This window comes from Sporosarcina sp. ANT_H38 (assembly GCF_008369195.1).
Classification (GTDB): Bacteria; Bacillota; Bacilli; order Bacillales_A; family Planococcaceae; genus Sporosarcina.
Genome location: NZ_VOBC01000001.1, coordinates 1,305,317 through 1,327,187, shown reverse-complemented (window position 1 = coordinate 1,327,187; position 21,871 = coordinate 1,305,317). Strand labels below are relative to the sequence as shown.

At 37.6% G+C, this 21,871-nt stretch carries 29 protein-coding genes and 2 pseudogenes; 23 read left to right on the top strand and 8 right to left on the bottom strand.

The window, feature by feature from the left end:
- Window positions 1-148 precede the first annotated feature (148 nt).
- Window positions 149-1,012, top strand: coding sequence for an AAA family ATPase (locus FQ087_RS06245; protein ID WP_149579633.1), 864 nt, complete (start codon window positions 149-151; stop codon window positions 1,010-1,012).
- 10 nt (window positions 1,013-1,022) lie between these two features.
- The gene (locus FQ087_RS06240) at window positions 1,023-2,930 is read left to right on the top strand and encodes a hypothetical protein (RefSeq protein ID WP_149579632.1); all 1,908 of its coding nucleotides are present in this window, start codon (window positions 1,023-1,025) and stop codon (window positions 2,928-2,930) included.
- A 137-nt stretch (window positions 2,931-3,067) separates the two neighbouring features.
- On the opposite strand, the gene FQ087_RS06235 is transcribed toward FQ087_RS06240, so the two are convergent.
- Entirely contained in the window at window positions 3,068-4,252 is a 1,185-nt protein-coding gene (locus tag FQ087_RS06235; RefSeq protein ID WP_149579631.1) for a toxic anion resistance protein, read from the bottom strand.
- Window positions 4,239-4,901, bottom strand: coding sequence for a 5-bromo-4-chloroindolyl phosphate hydrolysis family protein (locus FQ087_RS06230; protein WP_149579630.1), 663 nt, complete (start codon window positions 4,899-4,901; stop codon window positions 4,239-4,241). Before FQ087_RS06230 ends, FQ087_RS06235 begins: the two co-directional genes overlap by 14 nt.
- A 203-nt stretch (window positions 4,902-5,104) precedes the next feature.
- On the opposite strand from FQ087_RS06230, the gene FQ087_RS06225 reads away from it, so the two are divergent.
- A complete protein-coding gene (locus tag FQ087_RS06225; protein WP_149579629.1) occupies window positions 5,105-5,401 on the top strand; it encodes a DUF1033 family protein in 297 nt (98 codons plus the stop codon).
- A gap of 317 nt (window positions 5,402-5,718) precedes the next feature.
- Here the strand turns inward: FQ087_RS06225 and FQ087_RS06220 are convergent, their stop codons facing one another.
- From FQ087_RS06220 to FQ087_RS06210, 3 genes are all read right to left on the bottom strand, one after another.
- Window positions 5,719-6,387: a hypothetical protein gene (locus FQ087_RS06220; protein WP_149579628.1), complete on the bottom strand. Its 669-nt coding sequence runs from the start codon at window positions 6,385-6,387 to the stop codon at window positions 5,719-5,721.
- Window positions 6,388-6,521: 134 nt separating this feature from the next.
- Entirely contained in the window at window positions 6,522-8,138 is a 1,617-nt protein-coding gene (locus FQ087_RS06215; RefSeq protein ID WP_149579627.1) for an ABC-F family ATP-binding cassette domain-containing protein, read from the bottom strand.
- A 99-nt stretch (window positions 8,139-8,237) separates the two neighbouring features.
- A complete protein-coding gene (locus FQ087_RS06210) occupies window positions 8,238-8,744 on the bottom strand; it encodes a site-specific integrase (RefSeq protein WP_370456038.1) in 507 nt (168 codons plus the stop codon).
- Between the two features lie 318 nt (window positions 8,745-9,062).
- Between FQ087_RS06210 and FQ087_RS06205 the strand changes: the two are divergent.
- A pseudogene (locus FQ087_RS06205) lies at window positions 9,063-9,281 on the top strand (tyrosine-type recombinase/integrase); the annotation flags it as partial.
- A gap of 191 nt (window positions 9,282-9,472) precedes the next feature.
- Window positions 9,473-10,033 (top strand): hypothetical protein, encoded by a 561-nt coding sequence (locus tag FQ087_RS06200; protein ID WP_370456037.1) that lies wholly within the window; start codon window positions 9,473-9,475, stop codon window positions 10,031-10,033.
- A 110-nt stretch (window positions 10,034-10,143) separates the two neighbouring features.
- On the opposite strand, the gene FQ087_RS06195 is transcribed toward FQ087_RS06200, so the two are convergent.
- On the bottom strand, window positions 10,144-10,368 hold the full coding sequence (locus FQ087_RS06195) for a hypothetical protein (RefSeq protein WP_149579625.1): 225 nt from the start codon (window positions 10,366-10,368) through the stop codon (window positions 10,144-10,146).
- Window positions 10,369-10,620: 252 nt separating this feature from the next.
- A complete protein-coding gene (locus FQ087_RS06190) occupies window positions 10,621-10,758 on the bottom strand; it encodes a YjcZ family sporulation protein (protein ID WP_149579624.1) in 138 nt (45 codons plus the stop codon).
- Between the two features lie 324 nt (window positions 10,759-11,082).
- Here FQ087_RS06190 and FQ087_RS06185 point away from each other — a divergent pair, with 324 nt between their 5' ends.
- The 8 genes from FQ087_RS06185 to FQ087_RS06150 all read left to right on the top strand — a co-directional run bounded on the left by FQ087_RS06185 (window position 11,083) and on the right by FQ087_RS06150 (window position 15,322).
- Complete coding sequence (locus tag FQ087_RS06185) at window positions 11,083-11,385, top strand: hypothetical protein (protein ID WP_149579623.1); 303 nt, start codon at window positions 11,083-11,085, stop codon at window positions 11,383-11,385.
- A 143-nt stretch (window positions 11,386-11,528) separates the two neighbouring features.
- On the top strand, window positions 11,529-11,888 hold the full coding sequence (locus FQ087_RS06180; protein ID WP_149579622.1) for a hypothetical protein: 360 nt from the start codon (window positions 11,529-11,531) through the stop codon (window positions 11,886-11,888).
- Window positions 11,869-12,051 carry a hypothetical protein gene (locus FQ087_RS06175; protein ID WP_149579621.1) on the top strand — a complete coding sequence of 61 codons (183 nt, stop codon included), beginning with the start codon at window positions 11,869-11,871 and terminating at the stop codon, window positions 12,049-12,051. Before FQ087_RS06180 ends, FQ087_RS06175 begins: the two co-directional genes overlap by 20 nt.
- The gene (locus FQ087_RS06170; RefSeq protein ID WP_149579620.1) at window positions 12,038-12,397 is read left to right on the top strand and encodes a hypothetical protein; all 360 of its coding nucleotides are present in this window, start codon (window positions 12,038-12,040) and stop codon (window positions 12,395-12,397) included. The genes FQ087_RS06175 and FQ087_RS06170 overlap by 14 nt, the downstream gene beginning before the upstream one ends.
- Window positions 12,398-12,466: 69 nt before the next feature.
- A complete protein-coding gene (locus FQ087_RS06165) occupies window positions 12,467-12,892 on the top strand; it encodes a hypothetical protein (protein WP_188006654.1) in 426 nt (141 codons plus the stop codon).
- Window positions 12,893-13,362: 470 nt separating this feature from the next.
- The gene (locus tag FQ087_RS06160) at window positions 13,363-14,331 is read left to right on the top strand and encodes a hypothetical protein (protein ID WP_149579618.1); all 969 of its coding nucleotides are present in this window, start codon (window positions 13,363-13,365) and stop codon (window positions 14,329-14,331) included.
- Between the two features lie 152 nt (window positions 14,332-14,483).
- Window positions 14,484-14,705 carry a hypothetical protein gene (locus tag FQ087_RS06155; RefSeq protein WP_149579617.1) on the top strand — a complete coding sequence of 74 codons (222 nt, stop codon included), beginning with the start codon at window positions 14,484-14,486 and terminating at the stop codon, window positions 14,703-14,705.
- Between the two features lie 20 nt (window positions 14,706-14,725).
- Window positions 14,726-15,322, top strand: a complete 597-nt coding sequence (locus tag FQ087_RS06150) for a hypothetical protein (RefSeq protein ID WP_149579616.1) — start codon at window positions 14,726-14,728, stop codon at window positions 15,320-15,322.
- Window positions 15,323-15,424: 102 nt separating this feature from the next.
- Here FQ087_RS06150 and FQ087_RS06145 read toward each other — a convergent pair whose 3' ends face one another.
- The gene (locus FQ087_RS06145) at window positions 15,425-15,745 is read right to left on the bottom strand and encodes a hypothetical protein (protein ID WP_149579615.1); all 321 of its coding nucleotides are present in this window, start codon (window positions 15,743-15,745) and stop codon (window positions 15,425-15,427) included.
- A 174-nt stretch (window positions 15,746-15,919) separates the two neighbouring features.
- On the opposite strand from FQ087_RS06145, the gene FQ087_RS06140 reads away from it, so the two are divergent.
- The 10 genes and pseudogenes from FQ087_RS06140 (at window position 15,920) to FQ087_RS06095 (ending at window position 21,822) form a co-directional block, all read left to right on the top strand.
- Window positions 15,920-16,198 (top strand): hypothetical protein, encoded by a 279-nt coding sequence (locus FQ087_RS06140; RefSeq protein ID WP_149579614.1) that lies wholly within the window; start codon window positions 15,920-15,922, stop codon window positions 16,196-16,198.
- A gap of 112 nt (window positions 16,199-16,310) precedes the next feature.
- On the top strand, window positions 16,311-16,691 hold the full coding sequence (locus FQ087_RS06135; protein WP_149579613.1) for a hypothetical protein: 381 nt from the start codon (window positions 16,311-16,313) through the stop codon (window positions 16,689-16,691).
- Window positions 16,692-16,784: 93 nt separating this feature from the next.
- On the top strand, window positions 16,785-17,069 hold the full coding sequence (locus FQ087_RS06130; protein WP_149579612.1) for a hypothetical protein: 285 nt from the start codon (window positions 16,785-16,787) through the stop codon (window positions 17,067-17,069).
- 110 nt (window positions 17,070-17,179) lie between these two features.
- Window positions 17,180-17,593 (top strand): hypothetical protein, encoded by a 414-nt coding sequence (locus FQ087_RS06125; protein ID WP_149579611.1) that lies wholly within the window; start codon window positions 17,180-17,182, stop codon window positions 17,591-17,593.
- Window positions 17,594-17,787: 194 nt separating this feature from the next.
- Window positions 17,788-18,057, top strand: a complete 270-nt coding sequence (locus FQ087_RS06120; RefSeq protein WP_149579610.1) for a hypothetical protein — start codon at window positions 17,788-17,790, stop codon at window positions 18,055-18,057.
- Window positions 18,054-18,380 (top strand): hypothetical protein, encoded by a 327-nt coding sequence (locus tag FQ087_RS06115; protein ID WP_149579609.1) that lies wholly within the window; start codon window positions 18,054-18,056, stop codon window positions 18,378-18,380. The genes FQ087_RS06120 and FQ087_RS06115 overlap by 4 nt, the downstream gene beginning before the upstream one ends.
- Window positions 18,377-18,760, top strand: a complete 384-nt coding sequence (locus FQ087_RS06110; RefSeq protein ID WP_149579608.1) for an HNH endonuclease — start codon at window positions 18,377-18,379, stop codon at window positions 18,758-18,760. Before FQ087_RS06115 ends, FQ087_RS06110 begins: the two co-directional genes overlap by 4 nt.
- 166 nt (window positions 18,761-18,926) lie before the next feature.
- The gene (locus tag FQ087_RS06105) at window positions 18,927-19,364 is read left to right on the top strand and encodes a P27 family phage terminase small subunit (RefSeq protein WP_149579607.1); all 438 of its coding nucleotides are present in this window, start codon (window positions 18,927-18,929) and stop codon (window positions 19,362-19,364) included.
- A 107-nt stretch (window positions 19,365-19,471) separates the two neighbouring features.
- Window positions 19,472-21,106: pseudogene (locus FQ087_RS06100) on the top strand (terminase large subunit).
- 56 nt (window positions 21,107-21,162) lie between these two features.
- On the top strand, window positions 21,163-21,822 hold the full coding sequence (locus tag FQ087_RS06095; protein ID WP_149579606.1) for a hypothetical protein: 660 nt from the start codon (window positions 21,163-21,165) through the stop codon (window positions 21,820-21,822).
- Window positions 21,823-21,871 lie beyond the last annotated feature (49 nt).

The following is a 21,871-nucleotide window of genomic DNA, read 5'->3' as shown; positions in this document are numbered from 1 at the left end:
TCAGCACCGAAAAGCGTTGAAAGTCTAGATGTGAAATTACAAGGTTGAAAATTTTCCACAATACGAGATTTTATATTTATTAGGACAAAAACGAAAAGCCCGCTACCCGCTAATTGGTGTGCGGGCTTTTTTATAAGGAGATTAGTATATGAATTCGCTAGTAGAAAAAGAACTGCAACTTAGGTCAACGAAAACACATGATACCGCAGCAGTGAGATTGATCCAAGAAGGCGGTTATGTATCTCCGAGTCCCCATTTATGGGATGACGTGCTCATCAGTATTGTATTGAAAAAACCAGTATTATTGAAAGGGCCTTCTGGATCAGGAAAAACGAAATTAGCCCAAACGATTTCACATTACTTCAATCAGCCGATGCGAAGCATAAATTGTTCAGTCGATTTGGATGCTGAAGCACTGCTTGGTTTTAAAACGATAATTAGTAAAAATGGGGAGACTATTATTGAATTTGTCGAAGGTCCTGTAGTCCAAGCCATGAAAAAAGGGCATATTTTATATATCGACGAAATTAATATGGCGAGACCTGAAACGTTGCCCATTCTTCATAGTGTTTTGGATCATCGTCGTATGCTAACAAATCCATTTACAGGTGAAGTGATTTATGCGCATGAGGATTTTACTGTAATTTCAGCTATAAACGAAGGTTATGTTGGAACATCCCCGATGAATGAAGCGTTAAAAAACCGTTTTGTATCGTTCACAGTACCATACTTGACTGGAGAACAATTGGAATTAGTCATGAAGGATACATTCCCGTTTGCATCGAAACAGCTTACCGAGACATTCCTTAAAATCAGCAATGATTTGAAAAAACAGGTGATGAACGGTTTATTATCTGATGAGGCAGCATCTGTTAGAAGCCTGCTCGACGCAATGGGGCTAGCTGAACATATACCCGTGAAGCGTGCAGTCCAGTATGCCATCGCTGAGAAGCTGGATGATACCATTGAACGCAGACTCGTCATGGAATTAGTTGATACTTGGGTGAAATGAGGCAGTTACTATGGTGAAGATGAATCGATTTATTCAATTCAATGACGAAACGGTCGATGCCAAGACGCTTTTATTGTATGAAAGGTTAGGGAGAGCATTAGCTGACGCTCCTTTCATTGAATTAACAGAACGAAAGCTTCTTGAATTCCGTCCTCAAGAAGGAGTTATCTCAATGAGTGTGTTTTGGCGTCACCGAACGGACGAGGTGATTCATGCAGGCCGTCTGTCTGATATCTATTTATTAACTGCGGGTTATTGGAAGCTTTTCAGTGTAAATACATGGATTAATTTTACCCGTTCAATTAGCTTGTATTCACTCCGGAAATTCACATCTGAATTAATGTTGATGCTTGAAGAGTTTCGTTTGATTGATGCAATTACAAAGGAAAGACCAGGAACAGCAAGTGCATTTGGAGTTAGAAGGGAAGCCTACGTCAACTTCCATCGCAATGCGCATACTTCGAATATACAGAAAAATTTTCTTGCTGATGCAATGATAAATCAGTTATTCATCTCACTCCATGAAGGACTGTTTGCAGAAACGTCCATTGATTGGGGGGGCCACTCTATCGACTATGGGCTCATTCAATCCGTTCTGCAACACGCATATGACTCAAAAAGTACAAATGACAATACAGTTATCGCAGATAGAATTAGCGGGATTGTAGAAGGCTCAATTGACAAGGATCTTGTCCACCAGTATTATTCAGCGGGGGATTCCATTACTGAAGAAAATACGGTTTTTCATTATCATAAAGGGATGTCTGACGCTGAAGAAGGCGAGATAGTTCCTAAAGAGACAATCGAAGAAGTGTTTCGGTCCTGGCATCGTGAAAGCGAAAGTGAGTCAGGCGTCCATCTAGAATTTGAACTTGAACACGGTCGCTCTGGTAAGAGTGACGCTAGCGATGGAACTCCCGGTAGCGAAGAGGCTCAGGTCGAAGAGACGGGCTCAGGTGATTCAGAGGGGAATGACAGCGACCGTTGGACGGATGACACCAGTGATAAAACGGACAAGCGCGATCAAAAGATGAAGGCGGGCAAGATGTATGGAAAAGAGCATGTAAACGTCGTCTACGAGGAACAACGGATAAAAGTAGTCGATGAGCTTGAAAACCGTCAACAATTGACCATTTGGCGAGAAGAGCAAATGCCGTATGTCCGTTCCTTCGTCGAGGAGATGAAGAAAAGAATCGATTTGAAACAGGATTCGAAACGTGAACGCCTTATGAAAGGGCGACTGTCGACGAAATTAACGACGATGGTTGTAGATGAACGACCGAAACCGTTTTACAGGAAGAATGCGCCCTCTGTTAAACTTGATGCAGTATTCGGCCTACTCGTTGATGGATCTGCTTCGATGCTTGACAAATTAGATGAAACAAAACAGGCTGTTCTATTGTTTCATGATGTGCTCCGTCAACTGGAGGTCAGCCATGAAATATCGTCCTATTATGAGGATGCAAATCACGCTACAAAAGAAGTTCAACCAAACGTATTTGGCCTGATGCATACGTTTGCTGACCGCAATAAGGATAATGGTTTATCAATTTTGTCGTTTGATGCAAATGAAGACAATCGCGACGGATTCGCGATTAGATGGATGGCTGATCAACTTGCAGTGAGACGGGAAAAGCACAAGTTTCTGCTAGTCTTCTCAGATGGGGAACCGTCGGCGTTCGGCTATGATCGGAACGGTATCCTCGATACAGCAGAAGCGGTAATGGAAACCGAAAAGAAAGGTATTTCCATCATTCATTTATTTCTTTCGACGGAAGAACCGACTGTTGATCAAAAAGCCCTTTTCTCAATGATTTTTGGCAATAAAACTGCTTCATCAAATTCAGTGGATAGTTTCACGGATCAAACATTGCGGATACTGAGGAAATTACTCGCTATTGTAATAAGAACAACGTGAATACCGACAATCGCGGGTAAACTCATGAAACCGCGGGTAAATCCGTAGTTCCGCTGGGAAGTTCATGAAAACGCGGGTAAATCCATGAATCCGTATGTAAACCCGTAAAATTACGGAATAAAAACACAAAACCGCCCTTAGATGGGGCGGTTTTGTGTTTTTTCATGGACTGCAAGAAGGCGCTGTTTCAATTCATCTTCCATTCGACCAATTTCTATTTCTGCAGCTTTCCGTTTTGCACGACCGTCTGCTTGGATGATTAGTGTCTCTTCAATAGTCTGTATCAAGTTTTCTTGCGTCTTTTTCAACGTATCAATTTCGATGATACCGCGTTCATTCTCTTTTGCTGTTTCAATTGAATTGACTTTCAGCATTTCCGAGTTTTTCAAAAGCAAGTCATTTGTCGTTTTCGTAACGAGTTTCTGAGACTCAACAGCTTTCATTTGACGGTTTAACGTCAAGGCAATCGCTATCTGATTCTTCCATAGTGGAATGGATGTCATAATGGATGACTGGATTTTTTCAGCAAGTGTCTGGTTTGTCTGTTGTATCATCCGAATTTGTGGTGCGCTTTGTATGGTAATTTGACGCGATAATTGCAAATCGTACAACCGCTTTTCCAGCCTGTCAAGGAACTGTGCCATATCATTCACTTCCTGGAATGCCATTTGATCATTCGATAACTCAGCTTTTCTACGCATTTCAGGGATGATTTCATTGGCGAGTTCATCCTGCTTCAATTCGGCCGCAGCTATGTAGATATTCAACGCTTGAAAATAGGTTTTATTTTGATCATACAAATTATCAAGCATTCGGACATCCTCTAAGAGGCCGCGTTTTGAATGTTCAAGTTGAACGCCAATCCGGTCAATTTGAGTACTTAGTTTCTGATATTTCGTCATCATTTCTTGGACAGATCGTGTTGCTTTATTAAATAGCCTGCTTAGACCCGATTTTTTCTTAGCGGATAAATCCTCAGGATCAATTTCAGATAGTTTACCCATCAGATCTTTCAATACATCTCCAACAGGTCCAATATCTTTGCCTTGAACATGATCGAGCATCTGTGTGGAGAACCTTGAAAGTTCACTTTGAGCATTTGCTCCATAAGTAATGATTGCTTCATAGTTGCCGACAGGAATCTGTTGTGCAAGTACTTTGGCCTTTTCTCTTTCCTCAGGCGATAGACGATCAATCAGTTTGAGACTTGTTGCAGCCTCTTTCTGTTCTGTTTGCATTTCTTTAGGAAGAAGGGGTTCTTGAAAATCGAAAGGACTATCAAGTAAATCATCAATTGTTTTAACTGGGTTATTTTCGGTCATTATGTGTTTCTCCTTTCATTTCAAGAAGTGGTTTTTTGTTATTCATTGAAATATCGACAAAGTCAATTTCCATTTTGAGTTGGTTAATATCAGATGATAAAACACTTCGCAAGTCTTGCTCTAATTGCTTGTTTACATCACCAAGCGTTTCGCGCGTATTTTGTAATGCGATGCGAAGTTCTTTATCTTTCAATGGCTGATTGATAAGCAACGCATATTTAGAAGTCAGTTCGACTGCAGAATCAAGATGGGCATAGAAAAAATTCTCTACATCGTAAAACTTTTTCGGATTCGATCGAACGAGGCCAAGAATTCTTCTAGATAGGCTATTCATCTCATGAAGTTGTCTAAATGCTTGGATTGACCTAACTTGTCCATAAAGGCCATTCAGTTGTTTGATTTTCATTTTTGCACTAGTAATTTGACCTTTTATATGACTGTATTCAGAACGGGACATCCCGAGTTTTTTTAAGTTGGATGAAAGTTGAATCTGCTTAAGGGTAAATGTTCCTCCGAAATAGATTGCTACCAAAAGGCCCGTAGCTGCAAAAATATTCATACCCGTACCCAGTACGAAGAAGAACCAGGAACCAAAACTAATAGGCGCTGTGATAAAATGTCTTGTTAAAAATTGTTTAACTTCCTTCATGTTATATTCATACCTCCTTTGACCTTATACTTTTATACGTTTCAAAACGAATAAAGTTTCATGTCAGTAGTTCAATTATACCCGATAAATGCAATCTACACCTACAATTTGAATTTAAAAGGAAAGCAATTAATTGGACATCAGGAGGGAGTTTGCTAAAATGAAAGACATTCACCAACGAGTTATGTAAGGAGGGTAAGCAAATGTTTGAAGTAATATATATGAAAGCAGATTATGAGCCATGGTGGATGTTTGAGGAGTGGGAAGAAACAATCCGTTCACGTCATTCATTTGATGATATAGCACTTGCTGAAGCTCACTTTAAAAAATTGACTAGTGAATTGCGGATAAAATATAATCATGAAGCAGTGAAAAAAGATTGTTTTTTTGCATTTTGGTCTGAAGGCGAAATAAACTTCTGTGAAGGTTGTGATGAAGATCTTCAACTATATCACGGAGTTATCTTAATGAAGGATGGAGAGCCCAATGCTTTCTGCTAAGATAATTTTTGGAAATATAAATGCATTCCCATCCTCCAAAAGGTAATCGTCTTTGTCGGTGCCTTTTGGAAGATGGGGATTTTTTTGAAAGATTAATAACGTAAAGTTTTTTAAACCTGGAATAGTGTCTAGCTCTAGTACTTAGGAACTCGGGTCATAAGTTAGCCCGGCTAGGAAATTCTAGCCGGGCGGAACGCAACGGGGAAGGATTGAACTGCATCCCGCTTACTGCCGTAAGACACGGTGAACGTAGGTTGCTTTCCTTTTTCGTCTTATGCCTGTCGGGGGTTGGACGGCTCCTTTCGCTTCTCTTAATGCTATTTGTCGACTGTCTTCAAAGTAGAGGTGACTATGAATTCACCGTCATCCGATTGCATAATGGATTCTCGTTTGACTTCACCAAAACCTTCAACGAAATACTTTCGGTTGACGAAGTCATCAGTCTTCATTTCAATGACAAAAGCATGCTCAAATTTCTTGTACGGAGTATCGACGGTTGTATCCGTTTCAACAATCGTCCACGTATCGAATGTTGTCCCTTTTTTAAGGGGTTTTTTAAGATAAACGCCAGTCGGCTTCATTGCATCCAGCTCCGCCTTAGAGGGGAAGTCTTTCACTAAATCGACAGTCTTTTCGTCTAAAATACTTATTTTGTCAGGTTCAATTTTATAAATATGACGAACCAGGGAACCGCCATTATTCTCATGAATGACAACATAGTTTTCAAATGGCCGTGTCACTTCAATATCAAGTTCCGCAAATTCATTTCCTTCGCCTTGATAATGTGCTTTTGAGCCATCGGGTAGGAATAGGTCGGTCAAAGGAATTTCTCCATCCCTCTCACTTTCACTTTCTTTAACATCTCCTTCACCAATCGTGCCATTGGTTGACCCTGAATTATCAAGGGTAGTAGGTTGTTTATTCGAACAACCTGAAAAAACAAGAACCGCTATTAGCAATAAGATAAAGAGATTTATTTTCCTCATTATAAACACTCCTTTCTATTGGTTATACCCATTTAGACAGATATCATACGAAAGTGTTGTGAATTCCAATTGGAAATCAAGCATCGTATAACGAAAAAAATAGCCGCCTCCCTTTAATGGGAAACGGCATATTATTATTTCTTTTTATTTTGTTTTTCTTGTTGTTCTTTCCATACTAGGTACTCATCATAGTTCATCAATTTATCGAAGATTGTACCATCATCATGGATTTCAATGATTCGGTTAGCAACTGTCTGGATGAATTGTTGGTCATGTGATGTGAAGATCATTGCGCCTTTGAATGCAATCAGCCCGTTGTTGAGCGCTTGAATCGATTCAAGGTCCAAGTGATTCATCGGTTCATCCAGAAGAAGAACGTTTGAACTTGTAAGCATCATTTTAGATAACATGCAGCGAACTTTTTCTCCACCAGATAAAACAGAAGGTTTCTTGTTCACTTCTTCACCAGAAAACAGCATACGTCCAAGGAAGCCACGTAGGAATGTCTCAGTTTGATCATCTGGTGAATATTGACGTAACCATTCCACAAGTGTTTGTTCTGAACCTTTGAAGTAGTTGCTGTTATCGATAGGCAGGTACGCATGTGTTGTCGTGACTCCCCATTTGATAACCCCAGTATCAGGCTCGGACTCTCCAGCAAGCAGTTGAAGAAGTGCTGTTTTTGCAAGTGGATCTCCAAGAAGAATGACTTTATCTTCTTTATCAATTGTAAATGAAGCATCTTTAAGCATAACTCTGCCATCTTGTGTTTTGTTAACATCTTGGATACTCAAAACGTCATTTCCAATTTCACGACCCATTTGGAAATTAACGAACGGATAACGCCTAGAAGAAGGTTTAATATCATCCAATTCGATTTTTTCTAGCGTTTTCTTACGTGAAGTAGCTTGCTTAGATTTCGATGCATTAGCGCTAAAGCGGGCAACGAATGCTTGTAGTTCTTTAATTTTTTCTTCTTTTTTCTTGTTTTGATCTTGTGACATTCTTAGTGCAAGTTGGCTTGACTCGTACCAGAAATCATAGTTACCAGGGTAAATCTGAATTTTCGAAAAGTCTACATCCGCAATTTGCGTACAAACTTTGTTTAAGAAGTGACGGTCATGGGATACAACGATGAGCGTATTCTCAAAGTTCATAAGGAATTCTTCAAGCCATTGGATTGCTTTCAAATCAAGTGAGTTTGTAGGCTCATCTAGAAGAAGAACGTCAGGTTTTCCGAATAATGCCTGTGCAAGAAGAACTTTCACTTTATCGGAACCATTCAGTTCAGACATCTTCAATTGGTGATATTCATCTGCAAGTCCAAGTCCTTGTAAAAGGATTGCTACTTCAGATTCAGCTTCCCAACCGTTCAAGTCGCCGAATTCACCTTCAAGTTCAGCAGCTCGCATGCCGTCTTCATCTGAAAAATTCTCTTTTGCATAGATAGCATTTTTTTCCATCATGATGTCATACAGGCGTTTGTGGCCCATTATAACCGTGTCTAGAACGACACTTTCTTCATATTCGAAGTGATTCTGTTTCAAAATAGCAAGACGTTCGTCTTTATTCATGATGACATTTCCTGATTGGGGCTCAAGTTCACCTGACAAAATTTTAAGGAATGTCGATTTTCCCGCACCGTTTGCACCAATTAGACCATAACAATGGCCCGGGTTAAACTGTATATTCACATCTTCAAATAGCTTACGGTCGCCGAATTGAAGACTTACATTACTAACTGCTATCATTCAAAATCCTCCTAAATTCACAATGCTCCTATTATAGCACATAATAAAACCTAGATGCAAGAAAGCCTTTGAGTTAGCGGTTTCTAAGTAGTCAATTTACTAATTAGCCCCATAATTAGCCCCACTTGTTTCTAGACTCTGACTAAACAAGGTAACAGACTCCTGTTCTGATTCTTTTAGAACATGTCCATATACATCATAAACCATCGCTGGAGTATTCCCTAGTCGTTCGGCGATAACTTTCACATTGCGTCCACGATTTAATAATATGGTACAGTGTGTGTGACGTAAACCGTGCAACGTTATTTTAGGGAGTGATGTCCTTAGTAGAATTCTATTTATTGAACGTACAATACTGGAAATAGGGAATCCTCCATGATCTGTGATAAAAACGAACGAATCATCAGTGATTTTTTTCCCATACGCAAAAAGTGTTTTTTTACACCATTTTTTATAGGATTCTAATTGATTCAAAACCATCTCATCAATGGAAATGGTTCGATACGAGTTTTTTGTTTTGGGGGAGCGCACACCTAAATTATCCCTCGTGCGTTCAATTGTGATTGTATTATTTTCAAAATCGATGTTTTTCCATTGGATTCCCATCGCTTCACCCTTACGTATGCCTGTATACCTCCCACCCACTAACACCCACATATTTCTTCAAAGCGTTAGGAGCAACCTCGATGTAATTTATACCGCGTCTAGCAAGCGCCATTCTCACACCCCAACCAATACACTGTCAGCAGAAAGCAATAATTTGTTATAGATTCTTGTTTTTTTGCATCATCCAAGAATGCCACCAATTCACTAGGGGAGAAGTAATTATTTTTCACTTCCAATTCATTTGAAACAATAGCAACTTTCGTTACCGCGTTCATTACGGCCATCTTTTTGTCGATCCCTTGCAGCCTCGATTTATTGCCTACTTCATGTGTTCACAGGGAAGTAGCCATTCGACTTCATATTAAGCCGCTGCTAGGCAGATATAAGTTACAGAAACTTGATAGATTGACTTATGAACGAGAATTCATAAATAAACTAGAAGTAAAATATAAAGACAGTTCCGTTCGTCAATGGCATAACGTTTTCAAAATCGCTATTAATGCTGCAGTAGAGAGTGAAATACTTATACGTAACCGCTAAGAGCATTACGGGTTCATCCATTCTAGCGATAACGTGATAGATGCTTATGTCTTGGCGCAAATAGGACGAGCGATAAAGCATAGGAAAGTACAACACATGCACCAAAAAGAAGTTCTCGAAACAATATTTAATCCACCGGCAAAGAAGAATAAAACCAAAAAAACTCAAATTAAAAGGGGACAAATAAAATGACGAATATCACAATGAACGTACTATTTAAGAAAATGCAGAAGGACGACAAGAAAGAAGTATTGGAGTTTCACATTCTCGGGGACAGCGTTAAGTACAAAAATGAATTAATCGGTATGGCCGGCGGAATCGTGGTGCTGCATATCGAGGATACTCAATTTAATGCCGAATTCAAGTCCATTCAAAGGGACAGCAAAAAGATTTGCCTCAAATTTGATGTCAAGGGCGATAACGAAGAAAAGACTCTCAAACTTTATCCGAAAGCTGGGCATAACGTGAATTTAACGCTCGAAGAAAGTCAAATGAGTTTGGAAGAATTTGATATGGACGAGCATGAAGGGATTAAGGTTAAAGCTAACGGTGACGGAACTATTGAAGTGGTAGAAGGTCAAATCAGAATGGAAGATATTCAAATAGAAGAAACGGCATTGATTGAAGAAGATGAATTGCCGTTCGGAATACAACAAGAAGAATCACCATTTGTGACAGGGGAAGCGGAAAATTTGCCGTTTGAAATCAAGGTCGAAGATTTAAAGAACGAGGATGATCTCCTGGAATAACCCAAATAGCCCTGGCGGGGCTTTCATATAAGTTTCGGTTAACAGTAGACACATATTGCATAGTAAGAGAAATGGTGAAAAAATCCCTCTTTTTTAGAGGGACGGTGACATTAATATAGTCGTCGTTGGTTCTGACAAGGTGGAAATCCGTTTACATCCTGAATCATATGAAAATCGTATTTTTTTAAGGCGAATTGTGCTTGATATAAGTATTCAATTACAAGAAGTTGACCGTTAGATGTACCGCACAAAATTCCTGAAGTCCCTTGACCATTTGTTAATGAAATTCCAACAGGCTGACCGATTAGATATCCGATTTTTTGATGCCATGGCATAGTCATCACTCCTTCAAAACATCATATTAACTATGGAGTTTTCAGGTGCCTGTCTGCCTTCAAAGAAATAAATATTAGTACGCAATACGACCATAAAGGGTAGGGATAACAACAAAAAAGACCTCTGAAATTAATCAGCAGTCTTTATCACCGGGTACTAAAGTGAAGCGGGCACAAAAAAGTTATGAAAGTAACGGCGGAATTGCGAAAGTAGTATTTTTTACACATTCATCGCATGGTGTATTGACAGTGTCAACAACAATCGTCTCCGAATCCACCTCTGTTTGAAAAGCATGAGCCAATAATAATTAAGAGAATAAACAAAACAATAAGTAAAGCGAATCCTGATCCGAATCCTGACCGTTCGCAACCGAAACCTGAACTACCCATAATGTACACCTCCTAAAACGAATTAATTTATTCTATGTCGGTAATTTTTGATTGTCTGGTTCATTTGTTTAGTTTTAAAAAATATTCTTTATTCATTGTAGGCACGATGAGTGAGTGAGAGAGAGAGAGAGTGCGTGTGTACCTACAGCTATTAAATAGTATGTTCAAATATATAAAAAGAACTGGGCATTCAACTTTGAAAGAGATAAAAAATAGTAGGCCCAAAATGAGTAGCAATTTTGATTGAAATTGTTAAAGATTGATACTCAGTTCAACTAAACTCTGCAATGAAATCTATGAAACTTTGAAAAGGAGATTTACAAAATGACTCAAATGACACTAGGAGAAGCACTCCTGTTAATCGTTGGTGGGGGATTAATAATGGGGCTGTCGTATTGGCTTGGATTGAAGAATGGACGGTTAGGTGTACGTAAAGCAGGAATAATCAAGCATCGAGACATTTTAATGACAGATGATGGCCCAATTACAGTAATGCGTCCGGATTCAGTCGTTCCTTATCACGGGAAGATTATCACTGTGGACAAGCTGTATGCCTGCGGAAAAATCGAGGGGATTTATCCGGTTGAATCATACATCAAATTTGAGGGTGGTGATTCCAATGCCTAACACATACGAAATCCCGACATGTCCAACAACCCTCATGTGCGACTCATGTAAGGGGAGTGGGACATTGGGTGGTTCAGCATACCTAACTGAATCATGCGCTGATTGCAAGTGTACGGGGATTGTTCAGAAGGAGGTTGGTGAGGATGGCTGAAACTAACGCGGAACAGTTGCAACGAATTCAAAGCAATGCTAGAACTACGGACATTGTTGGTATTGCGCATGATTATATTCTACTAGATTTAGATTTTTGGTTTTTAATCGAACTAGCTGAACGGGCACAGGAAATGGAGAGCAATTGTAAAGCTCTGACGATTGAGTGGCGAGATGGAGTTTTAGAAAACAAGCGATTCCGAGAAGCGTTGGATTTCTATGCAAACGCGGAAACGTACAAAACGAACGTCGTCAACCAATGGGAGCCTATAAATCCGATTAGTCGAGATGGCGGGGAAATAGCCCTTCAAGCATTGAAAGGTGGTGTGCAGCATGACAAAACTAGGTCATAAAAACAGTGGTAAATCATCAGACAGCGAACGACTTGAGCAGCTTGAGGGAGTTTTACACGAAAACGACTTTGGATATTCCGTCACGATCAGTACTGCTAACTTAAAGTGGCTCGTTGAAAAAGCGGGCAAATGGGTGAGGAGGGATTCTGGTGTCAGACCATGAGCGTTTCAAACTTCGAAAACAACGTGAACGAGAAAGGCAAATCCGTCTGCAAGTGTATGCAGAAATTGATCGGTTAGAAAAAATTAGTTGTGATAATTGCCGTGGTTTTCTTAAAATTACTGCATCTGCTGAAGACTTTAAATGCAAGTGTGCAGCAGCTGTTGAAATTAGGAAACTCACAAAAACACTTTCTTTCGAAAGAAGAATTCCCAATGAAATGACTATCGAGATCTATCACCAATTGAAAGAACAGAAATTGTCTGATTCTCAAATTGCGGAAAATGCTGACTGGTCGCTAAGTAAATTTAATAAATGGAAACGAGAAAACGGACTTGTTAATGCTTAGAATGCGATTGATAAATAGAAGATTGTGGTAGACCGCGAAGAATTAATAAGCTGAATAGGGGTTGGCATCTTGCGAATACTAAACAGACACGACATTAAAAAGCTTGAAGAATATTGGATAAACTATAATGAAAATATCAAGCAGCTAAAGTATCGCGAGTGGGAATTAATGAGTAAGAATTCGGATGACGAGAATTCCGGTGGAGGTAGTAATTCGGTTCGTCAGATTTCCAAGCCTACTGAACAATTAGCCATCAGGATATTAGAAGATAAACTACACCAAAACTTAACGACTGTTATAAAGGTAATCGAGCAGCTATACAAAGAATTAGATGAGGAAACGCAATCCATTGTGAATATGCGCTACTGGTGCAGTAGTCGTGATTTCATGGAGTGGGAGGATATAGCGTTTGAACTTGGGATGACGCGTTCTAAGGTGCTGAGGATGCGGAATAGTTTATTAGATGAGACCGCTTTGTTGATTGGGTATGTGTAACGTAATAGACAGAAACTATGAAAAGAAAGGATGTACAGAAATGAAAAACAGCACCAAATCAACAGTTACTTCAGGCGTTACATTTGGTTCGGCTTTAGCTATTGCTATTTCTTGGAGTTTACACAAATCTATTATTTGGGCTTGTATACACGGATTATTCAGCTGGTTGTATGTAATTTATTATGCTTTGACACGTTAAATAGATTCACAGCACGACCGTTATCTTCAACAAAATATAAAGTGAACTTGTAAGGGGTAGGGAAGTTCACTATTACCCATGGTAAATTGATATTGTAAGTTAGTTTGATAAGCAACTTACATTTCCCTTCCTCCCTTTGTTGAGCACTCATTTAATTATGGGTGCTTTTTATTAACTACCTAGGAAATTTGATTCTAAATGTAATAGTGACTAAAGCACTCCTGAGGTATACAATAACCTTAAAATGTTTATCTAAAGGAGAGAAATTTAAATGGACCTTAAAGTCCCGATTCATATCCCTATATGGGGGATAGCTGTAACACCAGTGTTGATAGTAATTTCTATAATTGTAATTATATTAATTACATTAAATGTTAAAAAAAGTCCTCAACCAAATTCTGAAAAGAACGAAGGAATAAAGGAGTGGGTAGGGAAGAGGGATATTTTATATTGGTTATTAATGATTTCTCTAGGTTCAATTGGAGTAATTACATATGAGTATAGAAACAGCGAGGAAGTAATTAGCCATTGGGGATTTGCAGGTACTGTTGTTTCTATAATCTTAGCAGTGGTAGCCATTGGGTTTACTTTATTTCAAACTCTATCCAGTAACCTATCAAGTGAAAAAATTGCAGATAGTGCGGACAAAATTGAATCTGCAACTTTAAATTTGGACACGACAACTTTGGTTGAGTCTGGAAATATTATGAGAGATGCTGCAGATTTTTTAAAGCGAGAAATGGGAGTTATCAGGAAAGAACTAACGATTATTAGGGATGAAACCAAGCAATACGGTAGTAACTGGGAAGAACATTTTAAGAATGTAAATCAATCTGATATTAATACGAGAGAAGAACTAGTTACGATGGATGATTTTCTAAATAAAACATTACCTAAATTACCGTATTTTCCAAAAATATTTATTTATACTTTTTTTCTAAGTATTAACAAAAAAGTGGAAATTGAGCGGAAAATGACGAAAGATATATCGGATATGTTAATTAACTTCGAGAATTCTGATGACGATTCAAATAAAAGTGGAAAATATGAAGAAGGTGCTAATATGGCCTCTATGGCTACTACGCATTCACTTATTGATCATCTTGGTATACTAAATGCATTTCAGAAAGAAAGTGAAAGTAGACAGTTAGAAATCTTAGGGCAATGTCGAAAGAATCTACATGAGTATAGTAAATTCCTTAAACCAATCGATGAGTATTTAGAAAATATGAGTAAATAATAATTCATTCAAAGTCTCACCCAACCAGGTGTGGCTTTTTCTAATCTGACGAAAGGGCAGCTCATTGTAGTTGCTCTTTTATTATGTCGAATTTTGAAAGTGACAAACATTTCCACTCGCTATATGATTAGTGTGGAAGGAGGTGCTGACGAATGTCTAAGAGTATTACAATCAAGAACGAAGGTTTATCAAAATGTCCTGAATGCAAAGGTGAAGATAAATTAATCTATCAACAAGAATGGGATAGGTTATTTGAATACTACGATAAAAGTACACAGGCTCATGATTTAGTGGTTAATCGTATCTATAACGATGATAAGCAACCAAAGTATATCTGTGCTGATTGTAGTTTGAAAATATTAGTTACTGCTTAAATATGAAGGGGGAGGTTCCTATGTTATTTACAATTGATACAGGAAATATTCTAGAAGTATACAGGATGAAAAAAAATAGTCTATTTGAAAAAGTAGATGTACATCCAAAGGTGATTTTAGAGGATGATAAAGTGTTCACGGAATTTAATGAAGCAAAGGAATTTGCGGGTAAATTGGAATTTGCTGTAATTAATGGAGAAGAAGTCGACTTTAAATCTTCCCAAATCGGCTCATATAATGCGGAAGTTAAACCACACCGTACCGAGAAACCATCTAAAGAGCTCTTTAGTATTGATGAAGTTCGTAACATTTTAAATACTGGTGACGATAGCATTAACAATTCATTGATAATTGATTTCGATGGAAATCTGAAACTTGTCCCTTTTAAAGATGCTATCAAGGGGAATTATGCTGTTCGTCATGAAACATTTGGCGCAGGAAATGGATACGTTGGTCCGGATCAAAGTGAAAGTCACATTGAATCGACTTATCTGATGATGTTAGATGGCTGGGAAGCTCACTTAGATACACATGACTCTCACTACATGGATTACACTGATAAGACAAGCGCAGAAAAATTAATAAAAAATATTAAAGAACTCTTGCAAGAAGTCTAATTTACATTCAAGTCACATCTTAAAATGATGTGGCTTTTCTATTACATAAAAGGTGGTTTGATAAATGAGCAAATCAATCCCAGCAACTTGTGAAGCGAGATGTCAAAAGAAATCCGTTATATGTTTAAGAGTAGTATCTACCTGGCTTATGCTATAATTTTGTGTATTAAGAATTAGTGAGGAATCAAGAAGAGAATCTAAGAACGGTTTAACTTTTCCAACGTAATCATTTTTGGACTTACAATCGGAATCTTCTTCTAATAAAATCTCGAACTTGCAAGCTATTATATAGTGGGGTTTTCCATCGAGATCTTTTAACCTTTGCGATTCAAATGGTTCAATACGAGCATTTCTTTGATAGATATTATAATGGCTTTCCGACTTACTAGTAAGAAATTCAGCTTTGCCAACAATTTTAATCATTATTACCCTCCTTAAATAAAGATATAGTATATAAACAATACACTGTGAACATTATGACACATTAGTTATGCCCTATTCAAATTGAACAGGATTAGTACTGGATATTTAAGCAACGAATAAGCAGTGACAATCATTTCCATACACGCTATGATCAGTGTGGAAGGTGGGGTTAGAATGGAAAACACAAAAGAAAAATTTGTTTTTGAGAAGCTAGTATTGAATACAGGTGAAGAAGTGGAATTTTTAGTAGATGGACATTACGAAATCGATGGCGACGATGTGGAAATCGAATTCTATACTAGTGAACCATTTATTAAAAGTTTCATTAAATCAATCAAAGAAGGCAGAAGAATAGCTAATGTTAAATTTATTAAAGGTGATGAAGTAAAAGAATTCACTTCTAGTAAAGTACTTTCAATTGTTGGAGATTATTTTGTAACATTAGAAAAGTAATACATAAAAGTCACGCTCAAATGAGTTGTGGCTTTTTATTATGTCGAATTATAGTAGTGACAATAATTTCCAACGAGGTTATGATTAATTCAAGTAGCGAGGGGGTGAAAACATGGAGGGCACACGAAAGGAAATACTGAAACAAGATATAATTAACGAACATAAAATGAGGTCTTCAAATAATAAAGAGGCTATGCTCGATTTGTTAGAGGAGCACATTACTAAATTTTTTGGTTTACCTGAAGGTATTGCTAAACTCGAACGTGATGAGGAACAGATGTCCTATAATATTTTCGATAACTATATTTGCTTCGATTATCATGGTGAAAGAATCGAAGTTAGATATAAGAATTCAGATTCCGAAGAAAAAATTGTAGGCTATTTAATCTTCGGGACAGTTAGACCGTTATGGACAAACGACGGTAAAGAAACAAGGGACTTTAATTTATCGATTTTAGATCAAGTTATTGATAACGCATTTAAAATAAAATGAAAATATATAAAGAGTCATATCCATTACGGGTGTGGCTTTTTATTATGAAACTTTTCCCATGGATATTCGTAAGTAAGTGAAGGGGGAATATTTATGTGGCAAACTATAAAGAGAGTATATAATCGTTTGAGTTTAATAATACTTGCGATTTCATTAATTTTCTTTTTATTCTTTTCAATCTTCACATTAATAGTTGAAGGTTTCAAAGGAAAACCAGATTCAATAACCATGATTTCAATTTTTGCTATTATTTTATCGTTTCCAGGCATGGTCAATTCATTGGGCGATGAGTTTAATCCGAAAAAGAAAACTTATAAATTATCTTGTCGTTGCCCAAAATGTAAGTATTTAATTCAAATGGATATGAAGGAGGAATAAGAATACATAATTTAAGACATCTGTATTGGTTGTTTCTGGAAATTACGAATTATGTCCGTGACAACGATTTCCATTAATAATATGATTAGTCTCGAAGGAGGTGTCAAAAGATGATTACGGACAATAGAAAATTATCGCTAATTTGGGAAGATATTTTGATTGAGCATGGCGGAGAAGAGACTGTGGAGATTCTTAAAAATGAATATGCGAGTTATTCTATAGAACATCTGCTAGAGTTTGCTACAAGTTTATTGAAATTAAATACGGAAAATCACCCTTGTAGATATCAGGTACGCATAGGAGATTTCCTTCTTTCTGATCAAGACACAATCGTGTATAGTCAAAATGAAATTGATTATCAGGATTTATTAATAGCTTTAGTTACCTTAATGATGTTGATTAATGTTGAGCAAAGACCATATTTAATACTTGATCTCGCAAAAAGTCTACGTGAAATAGATAGAGAAGTCTCTGATCGTTTTGCTAAAGATCTTGCAGAAAAAGTGTATAGACAGTATATATAATTTTTTAAGTCTGCATCCAATCGGGTGTGGGCTTTTTATATACCTTGAAGACTACATTTCATATAGTCACAAAATAATCGCGGGCTAATAGGGACCAGATACCGTTAGCTATCATTAGGACTCGCTATGGTATGTAGTCTTGAAAGTATAAAAAATCCAATCAGTAACTACTATGAATTATGGAGGGAGAACTAATGGATAAAGAACAGGTAATCGAAAAGTTAGAAGAAGTATTTGAGATGGTGTGTAGTCAATACATTGCGTACAAAGGAAAAAATGCAAATATCTCTTTGTCCGACATTAGAGAGTTAGGCCATTTGATCATTAGTTCTAAAAGTAATATCCATCACGATATGGAGAAAGCAACTAAACATGTAGACATCAAGATTAAAGACGCTGTTGAAAAATTATTTAACGAGAAAATGATTGCAGAAAGAATAGAGCGAGGGAGGGGTAAACCATGATAGTAGAAACACGCAAGACGGCACAGGGTACAGAGTATTGGGACGCGGTAGAAAAGCGAACACGGTTCGTAGCAAAGGGAAATACACCGTCATTTGAGGTGACAACTAATCCAACATCAATGTTATTAGGCGTTGACTTAGCAAGTGGTCAAGATACGACAGCGATTTACGTGAATATAGCGGATGGCAAAAGTAACGGGACCCGTTTGGAGGATATGACCGTTCCGCAATTAAGAGAATTTGCCAACGAAATAGATGTTGAAATACCATCTGATATTAAAAAGAAGGATGACATCATTAAGCATTTAGTTGATGCAGAATGAAATATTGCGACTTCAACGGTTGCGATTCGAAAATAGAACGCGGTCGATATTGCTCAGATCATATGAGAGATATGCCTAAGAAGAAAAAGAAAAAAGATAAGGTATCCATTTACCATCATGAAAACAAATCCTTCTACAACAGCAAACTGTGGAAGGCCACACGATCCTATGTATACGACAGAGAGCGAGGATGCTGCCAAAGATGCAAGTCATTTGTATTCGGACGTAACGCTCATGTACACCATGTCATTCCAATTAAAAAAGATATTACATTAAGGCTTGAAGTAAACAACCTTATGCTGCTGTGTCCTGTTTGCCATATCGAAGAAGAAAATAAAATCGGAACACAAAAAATATTTCCGAGTTATTTTAATTCGTGAAATAATTTCTGGAAATATTTTAGAAAAAATAAATTTAAATAAAATATTTAAAAAAGTTGGAGCCCCCCTACCTAAAAAATATATTTTGAGTTAGGGAAAGATAGGTAGCATAGGGGTCGTTTCTCTCGCTGGACAACTTTTCAAAAAACAAAGGGGGGTGTGTAGATTGTCCACGAAAAAACAGCGTCAGGAAATCGTAGTGAACAAAACAGCTGCTGAAAAAGAGCGGATATTGAAGATCATGCGTGATGCGGAAATTTACACACTTACTCTGGATCCGTTGATTGAATCGTATCTTGATATTTTTGAAATCTATCAAACCATGTTCGTTGATTGGAAAGATAAAGGTTTCCCGTCAACTCAGCGACACACGAACAAGGCGGGCGCGACGAATAATTCAAAGCATCCGTTGGCACAACAGGTTGAAACGTGGTCCGACAAGAAAACAAAAGCCCTCGATTTATTAGGATTAACAAACAAATCTAAAGGGGGCAGAATCGTTACTGGTGGTTCGTCTGTCGGAAAGAATGATCAAGTAGAAAAGCCGACAGCGGTTGTGTCAGAATTGGATGCGCACCGCAAGAAGTGGCGTAAGACGACTTAGGAGGTGGCGATTATGTGACTAGTACTGAGCAAGGCGTAAACTACGCTGATTTAATTGCGAAGAAAGTACGAAAGAATCCCAAGAAATATCCCGACACTATTAAATTAATGGTGGACAGATATTACAAATGGAAAAAGCGTAAAGACATTTGGTTTGATGTTGATCGTGCTAATGAAATGTTGGACTGGACACAAACCTTCATCCGCCACGTCAAGGGGAACCTTGCGGGCAAGCCGTTGATATTGGAAGACTGGCAGTTATTCGCCTTCTCCAACATCTACGGTTGGGTCCATGAAAATGAAGGTGGCAATATTGTCCGCGTCATTCGTGAGAGTTTATATCCAGGTGCCAAAAAAGAATGGTGAAACGCTTGTCGCAGTAGGGGCATTAGGTTATGCAATGTACGGAGAGGGTGCGCTTGGTGCGGATTGCTATTGTTGTGCATCCGATTTTAACCAGGCTCAATATGCAGCCAAACCGTTTGCAGCTACTATATTAAATCACGAAGCTTTATTGGAAGTATCCCATATTTACAAAGGCCCTAAAGGATCTATATCATCCGTAACTTATGATTACATCCACGAAGATTTAGCGTTTCAGAATCAGCTAATTGTTATGTCGAAAAACATTCAATCAATCGAGGGTTCGAATCCGCACTTTGTATTAAACGATGAACTACATGCGCAGGAGAATATGGAGCAATACGACAACTTTAAGTCTGCTCAAATCAGTCGCGATGAACCAATCATGTTTAATATTAGTACGGCTGGAAAAGGATCTTCATCGGTTGGAATGCGTGTTTATCGAGAGGCAAAAGAAGTCCTGAAGAACGATGATAATGATTCGAGTTTCGTTATGATTTATGAGCCTAATAAAAATTATGATTGGACGAACCGTAAAGTTTGGGCAATGGTTAATCCAAACATTGGCGTATCCGTTACAATGAGTGCGTTAGAAACTGAATTCATTTCTGCTGCACGTTCTGCCCATAAAAAAGCGGAATTCCTATCCAAGCATTTAGATGTGTTTGTTAACTCAGCTGAAAATTATTTTGAACAGGACCAGGTAGAACACATCCTTGTGGACGACCTCGGAGATTTATCGGGTGAGACTTGTTATCTCGGACTGGATTTATCGAAGACGACAGATTTAACTTGCGTCAGTTTAAATTTCCCGACTTTTAACGAAGAAGGAAAAGCGATATTAAAAGTAAAACAAATGTATTTCATCCCTAGTGACAATATTGAAACTAGGGAAAAAGAAGATAACGTGCCGTATACCGATTTAGTTGAAAAAGGATTCGTCCAATTCTGTGATGGTAAAATGATTGATCAAGATCAGGTATTAGATTACATCGTGGAATGCATGTCGTTGTATGATGTTCGGCAACTTAATTATGACCCCGCTATGTCTCAAAAACTTATAGAGAAGTGTGAGAATCTAGGGCTCGAATGTATAGTTGTTAATCAATATCCGAATGTGATGAACGCGATGATTGATGATGCCGAAATGCTATTTATGAAAAAAGATTAATGACGGATAATCCTTTATTAGTATATTGTGCGTTGAATATGGTAGTCGTTAAAAATATGAATGGAATGAAGGGGCCTTCAAAGCGTCAATCTAAGAAAAAGATTGATGGATTTGTGGCCTTTTTGGTTGCTCATAAAGAAACAATGATGTTAATGGACGATGTCGACGAAAGTGGCATGGATGAGTTATTAGCGGGTATCTATAGGTGAGGTGTCTATGTTATGATTATTTTTTGGTAAATAATTGTAAAGGAGTGGATGCTATTATGAAAATAATGAGACAAATTGGTGGAACCTGTGGATATTATGCATTCATCAATTCTTTAAGTGTGCTTTTTCCAGAAGTACAGTTCTCGCACAAAGATGTGTATCTTTTGTTGGAGAAATCATTGAGTATGAAGCTTACACATGTTGGTGAGATGTTCGACTATCCACCTACAGATTTTTTTGAAGAGCATTTTGAAGATAGAGGATTACTTATACATCTTGAAAATAGAAAGATTGATAATCTAATAGGTGATATGGAATTATTAGAAGAAGAAGAAGCGATAATTATTAGTATTGCATCAGGAAAAAAATCATCACATTGGATAGGTGTGGTGAAAGTGGATGGGAAATTACTAACATTAAATAGTATGAATAGATCACCTAAAAAATATAATTACAAAAACCTTGAAAAAAAACATAATAAACTAGAGAATAGGGTTTATAATTTTAAAACTTATTTTAAGTTAAGTAAAAAAATCAGAAGGATTCCTGAAAGGTTTTTTTACAATAATGTTGAAAAAAAACGCTATAAAGATAAATACTCTGATATGATGTTAAAACTAGTTAGGGAATTAGAAGATGCTACTTCAAAAGGAATTCCAGAAGAAATTAAAATCGAGTATGGTAGTTATTATTTCCTGAAAAAAATAGCAAAATAAAAAAGAGCTCAAATTTGGGCTCTTTTTATAATTAATTGTTGTACATGTT